Origin of the sequence: Mesorhizobium sp. M4B.F.Ca.ET.089.01.1.1 (assembly GCF_004022605.1) — a bacterium.
Taxonomy (GTDB): Bacteria; Pseudomonadota; Alphaproteobacteria; order Rhizobiales; family Rhizobiaceae; genus Mesorhizobium; species Mesorhizobium abyssinicae.
The window spans coordinates 1-4,803 of sequence record NZ_RZOS01000430.1; the positions used below are offsets into that span (position 1 = coordinate 1).

Genomic DNA, 4,803 nt, shown 5'->3' on the forward strand with positions numbered 1-4,803 from the left:
ATCCGCATGGACTATGCGGATTTCGACGACTACTGGGCGCCGATCGGCGCCGGCGAGGGGCCGCTCGGCAAATACATGTCCACGCTGGATCAAGCCGAGCGGACGCGCACCGAAGCCGCCGTCCGCGATGCCTACCAGGCCGGCCGGCCCGACGGCCCGCGCTCGTTCGCCAATGTCGCCTGGGCCTGCCGGGGCGTTGTTCGCTAGAGCATTTGCAGCCAAGTGGAATCACTTCGCGTCGCAGGATGCGGCTAACAACGGCGTTTAGCTATCCGCCGACCATCAGCTTGACGACCTCGTCGTGGTTGGTCTCCGCGATCTTGCGCTCGCCCGCCTGCACCCCGCGCCTCGGCACGGCGATGCCGTCCGAGACGGCGAAGATACGGCCCGGCGTAGATTGCAACCAACCAATGTGTCGAGCGCGCCGCTCTGCGCCGCTTGGCTTTCCGGAATCTCAAAAAAGACTATGACAGATAGCAATACTATGCTATGCGGCATAGCAATAATGCTATTTGACATAGCAAATGATGGCAAGGAGGAGCCACTCAGTGCCGAGGTCGCGGTGTAATGGGATGAAGTCGGCCCGGTCTTGGTGATGGAGCCAGGCTGCATTCTCGATGCCACCGCGCTCGTTAGCCACTGCACCAAGCGAAGTACCAAAGACATTCTGTGCGCTTGAGGCGTTGCCGCGAACAGCCTCCGGCAAGATTCACGTGCTGCGGGCGCTGGCAGCGGCAGGACCAGATGCCCCGCGCGCGCAGCAGAGCAATTGCGAATGTTTGCAAGGGAGGATCAACGAGTGAACATCCAAAGCAGGAGCTTCATCGACGAGGCGCGCTGGACCGGCAAGGCATTTCTGGGTGGCTGGCGTGAGACGGCTGCCGGCGTCGCCGAGGTGCGCAATCCCGCGACCGCCATGTTGGTGGCCTCGGTGGGCGTCGGCGGCGCGGCAGACATCGGGCAAGCCGCGGTTGGGGCTTATCTGGCGCAGCCGGCCTGGGCGGCGAAACGTCCCTCCGAGCGCGCGGCCATATTGAACAAGGCGGCCGATATCCTGGAAGCCAATGGCGAAGAGCTGGTCGGCTGGATAATGCGCGAATCCGGCTCCATCCGGGCGAAGGCGCAAATCGAGATCGATCACGGGGCGGCCTTCATCCGCCACGCCGCGGCTGCCGCTGTCGAGCCGAATGGCATCGCCCTTCCCACCATGGATGCCGGACGCCAGAACCATGCGCGGCGGGTGCCGCACGGCGTGGTCGGAATTATCTCGCCGTTCAATTTTCCACTTGTCCTCTCTGTCCGCGCGATTGCCGCCGCCCTGGCGACAGGCAACGCCGTCGTCCACAAACCGGATCCGCGCACGCCGATTTCCGGTGGCATCATCATTGCACGCCTGTTCGAGGAAGCGGGCCTGCCCGCAGGTGTCCTCCATGTCGTCCCCGGCGGAATTGACGCCGGCGAGGCCCTCTGCACGGATGCGAACATCGCGATGGTCTCGTTCACGGGGTCGGCGGCCGCCGGGAGCCGGGTCGGCGAGCTGGCCGGCAAGCATCTGAAGAAGGTTCAGCTCGAGCTCGGCGGCAAGAACGCCCTGATCATTCTCGATGATGCCGATCCGGACATCGCGGCGTCGAATGCCGCCTGGGGCTGCTTCCTGCATCAGGGCCAGATCTGCATGTCGACCGGTCTCATCCTTGTCGACGAGAAGCATGCCGATGCGATTGCTTCGCGCCTTGCCGCCAGAGCCGGACACCTGGTTGCCGGCGATCCCTCGACCGATCAGGTGGCGCTTGGCCCCATCATTTCCGATGCCCAGGTCGAGAGAATCCAGGGCATCGTCGACGATGCCGTCGCCAAGGGCGCAAAGCTGCTCGCCGGAGGCAAGGCAAGCGGCCGCTTCTATCCGGCAACGGTTCTGTTCGGCATTGAGCGAGGCATGCGTGCGTTCGAGGAAGAGATCTTCGGGCCCGTCGCCTGCATTGCCCCGTTCCGCGACGAAGAGGCAGCGATCGCTCTCGTCAACAGCTCCGAATATGGCCTCGCCGCCGGCGTCATTTCGGCTTCCGTCGACCGCGCCCGGTCGGTTGGCGAAAGACTGGAGGTCGGCCATCTGCACATCAACGATCAGACCGTCAACGCCGGGCCGCACGCACCTTTCGGCGGCCGGCGGCGCTCGGGCAATGGCAGCCGCGTCTCAGGGCCGGCGATCTGGGAGGAATTCACGCAGTGGATGTGGATTTCCGTCAAGGAACAAGCAACGCCCTATCCATTTTGACCAATCCACGAAAGATCGAACCATGAATCTCTCCAGCAAGCTTCTGGTCATCACGGGCGCGTCTTCGGGGATCGGAGCCGAGGTCGCCCGTCTCGCCCGCTTCCATGGCGCCAGGGTAATCGGCATCGACCGCAATGATCCCACGGTTACCCTCGATGGCTTCGTGAAGGCCGATCTCTCGAAGCCGGAAGCGATCGACGAGGCCGTTTTGTCCTTGCCCGCGCAATTCGATGGGCTTGTCAACGCGGCAGGCGTGCCGGGCACCTCTGACAGGGATACGGTCGCCCGCGTCAACTATCTCGGCCTGCGTCACCTGACCGAGACAGTGGTCGGCAGGCTTTCGCCGGGCGCGGCAATCGTCAACTTCGCCTCGATATTGGGCGCCGCATGGCCGGAACGCGTCGCCCGGCACAAGGACCTGGCAACGACCGCGACCTTCCAATCCGGTCATGATTGGTTGGCTGCGAATCCGGTTTCGCAAGACACCTGCTATCAATATTTCAAGGAAGCCCTGATCGTCTGGACGTTCATGCGGGCGCAGCAGCTCTTCCTCTCGCGTGACATTCGCATGAATTCCGTTGCGCCCGGCCCGGTCTTTACGCCAATCCTCGGCGACTTCATCACCATGCTTGGTCAGGATCGGGTCGAGGCTGACAGCGGCAGAATGAAGCGCCCTGCCTTTGCCGACGAGATCGCGCCGGCTGTCGTCTTCCTGTGCTCGGACGCGGCGCGTTGGATCAATGGCGTCAACCTGCCGATCGACGGTGGCCTGGCCTCCACCTATCTCTGAGGCGGCGCGCGTTCAACCGCAGGCGTGGGAGGCGGCTGTAAGCTTGGCGCAGTGATCGAGGAAATCGTAGGTTGCCAAATGGGGCGCCACAGGAGATGAAACTGGGCACCGCCATATTATTTTGGTGCCTATCGATTCTCAAGGCTTACCACTGAATGCACGTTCGGCCGCGGCACAAATGTCGGCGCGCTAGTCGCCGGCCGATGTGCGGGCGGCGGCACATTCGAACCGGAGGCTCAAATGTCAGTCCAGGAAGAACCTTCCCTCGCGCTCCCCGCACATCCTGAGGAAATCAAGTCGGTTTTCGATCTGCGTTTGGGTAAGCATGTTGTCTTGCAAGGCAGTGCCAGGATAACACCGGCAGGTGTGATCAGCGCCGGGATCGCGGTCGCCGTTATGACCCTTGCGCTGGGTTACCTTGCTTCGTCGGGGAGGCGTCGCAGGCAATAGGGGGCATGCCGTTGGCGCACCCGACAGGATTCGAACCTGTGACCTCTGCCTTCGGAGGGCAGCGCTCTATCCAGCTGAGCTACGGGTGCTTCCCGGGAACCGACCGGTGAACCGGCCAGCCACGGCTTCTTAGCGGAAGCAGGCGAAGGCTTCAACGGGCAATAGGGGTGGCAAGGCATTTGACGCCACAGGAGCGGTTAGGCTTCCCGAGGGCGTATGTGGCGGTCAAGGCTGCGCCGTATCTGCGTCGTCAGCAACCTTGCTGCTCCGACGCCTCACCCCGCCGCCTCGCTCCTCGCCACCCGCCTCCGCACCCCTCTTGTCGCCCTCTTCACCTTCTTCGCGCCGGTCAGCTCGTGCATGGCGTCCAGCTGCATCTGCTGCATTTCGGCCAGCCGCTGCCATTGGCGCGAGATCAAATAGTCGAGCTTTTCGTGCAGGTGCCGCACTTCGAGCTCGGCCTTGAGGTTCACCCGGTAGTCGTTGAAGGAGCGCAGCCGGTCTTTTGCTTCCTGCCGCTTCTGGCTCATCATGATCACCGGCGCCTGGATGGCGGCGATGCAGGACAGCATCAGGTTGAGCAGGATGAACGGGTAGGGGTCGAAGGCGCCCGCCATGCCCTCGAAAAGATTGATGCCGATCCAGATCAAAAGCACGGCCGCGAACGAGATCAGAAACCACCAGCTGCCGCCGAACTCGGCCATATTGTCGGAGACGCGGTCGGCGAACGACCTGTGCTCCTCGAACTCCTCTTCCGAGTTCTCCGAGATCGTGTCTTGCCTGGCGATCGATTCGACCACCTGGCGGTCGAGCTCGGAGAATTCGCCGTGCTCCTGCTGCAGCAGTTCTTCCATGTAGCGCATGCGGTAGCGGGCGAGCTCCTCGCGGCTGATGCGGGCGCCGCGCGGCAGGTCGGGATGGTCGGCGCGGATGCGGTCGGAAAGGCTCGGCCGCAAATCGTCGATGCGCACCAGGTCGCGCTTGCGGAATTTCCGGCCGCTGATCGCCGACGGCTTTTTCTTCGGTTTGACCCGCGACGCGGCGGGCCCGGGCAGGGCCGGTTCGGAATCCGGCACCTCCGGCGCTTCGAGGATCTCGTCGTCCGCCGCCTCGTGCAGGTCGTCCGGCAAGGTGGAGGCCTCGAGATATTCGCCGGCCGAGTGGGTCTCGTCGTCTTCCGTCTTCTGCGCCTTCGGGTCGCCGGCCATGGTCAGTGCTCCTGTTCTCGGCTTTTGGCTACGATACGCCAAGCCGGCGCGGCATATCCATCGCGACTGTGAATGTGGTG

General features: G+C 63.5%; 3 protein-coding genes, 1 tRNA gene and 2 pseudogenes. 3 read left to right on the plus strand and 3 right to left on the minus strand.

The window, feature by feature from the left end:
• Positions 1-207: pseudogene (locus EN780_RS27715) on the plus strand (SAM-dependent methyltransferase); the annotation flags it as partial.
• A gap of 61 nt (positions 208-268) precedes the next feature.
• Here the strand turns inward: EN780_RS27715 and EN780_RS41400 are convergent.
• Positions 269-382, minus strand: a pseudogene (locus EN780_RS41400) (sugar ABC transporter ATP-binding protein); the annotation flags it as partial.
• Positions 383-799: 417 nt separating this feature from the next.
• On the opposite strand from EN780_RS41400, the gene EN780_RS27725 reads away from it, so the two are divergent.
• Both EN780_RS27725 and EN780_RS27730 read left to right on the plus strand, forming a co-directional pair.
• The gene (locus EN780_RS27725) at positions 800-2,275 is read left to right on the plus strand and encodes a benzaldehyde dehydrogenase (RefSeq protein WP_210215056.1); all 1,476 of its coding nucleotides are present in this window, start codon (positions 800-802) and stop codon (positions 2,273-2,275) included.
• A gap of 22 nt (positions 2,276-2,297) precedes the next feature.
• Positions 2,298-3,065 carry a coniferyl-alcohol dehydrogenase gene (locus EN780_RS27730; protein ID WP_128275892.1) on the plus strand — a complete coding sequence of 256 codons (768 nt, stop codon included), beginning with the start codon at positions 2,298-2,300 and terminating at the stop codon, positions 3,063-3,065.
• A gap of 462 nt (positions 3,066-3,527) precedes the next feature.
• Here EN780_RS27730 and EN780_RS27740 read toward each other — a convergent pair.
• Positions 3,528-3,604, minus strand: a tRNA-Arg gene (locus tag EN780_RS27740).
• A gap of 186 nt (positions 3,605-3,790) precedes the next feature.
• The gene (locus EN780_RS27745) at positions 3,791-4,723 is read right to left on the minus strand and encodes a DUF1003 domain-containing protein (RefSeq protein ID WP_128275894.1); all 933 of its coding nucleotides are present in this window, start codon (positions 4,721-4,723) and stop codon (positions 3,791-3,793) included.
• Positions 4,724-4,803: the final 80 nt, after the last annotated feature.

Bases quoted from the DNA above. Each gene is read 5' to 3' on its own strand.
- EN780_RS27730 (WP_128275892.1), top strand. From the start codon at position 2,298: ATGAATCTCTCCAGCAAGCTTCTGGTCATCACGGGCGCGTCTTCGGGG.
- EN780_RS27745 (WP_128275894.1), bottom strand. From the start codon at position 4,723: ATGGCCGGCGACCCGAAGGCGCAGAAGACGGAAGACGACGAGACCCAC.